At 66.7% G+C, this 216-nt stretch carries 1 protein-coding gene; it reads right to left on the minus strand.

All coding sequences use genetic code 11. The features are described 5' to 3' along the window. Positions 1–216: lyase family protein (locus tag EOB49_RS36250; RefSeq protein ID WP_245473024.1), on the minus strand; the 216-nt coding region annotated here is incomplete at both ends.

Raw genomic sequence — 216 nt, forward strand, 5'->3', positions numbered from 1 at the left:
AACGCGGGCCGGAGCCGCGGAAGCGGATGTCGTTGGCGATCTTGAACAGCGCGGCGGCCGTCGCGTTGATGGCGCCGTGCGAGAACACCATGGAATCATGAGCCGCCAGCGCCTCGAACTTGTTCGGTGCGGTGACGAAGGCGATGCCGGTAATAGTGGCGATGCGATCCGCCACCCTTTCGGCGAAGCCGACCGGCGCGTTGAGGCCGGTGCCGA

The organism is Mesorhizobium sp. M7A.F.Ca.MR.148.00.0.0 (genome assembly GCF_003997735.1).
Lineage (GTDB): Bacteria > Pseudomonadota > Alphaproteobacteria > Rhizobiales > Rhizobiaceae > Mesorhizobium.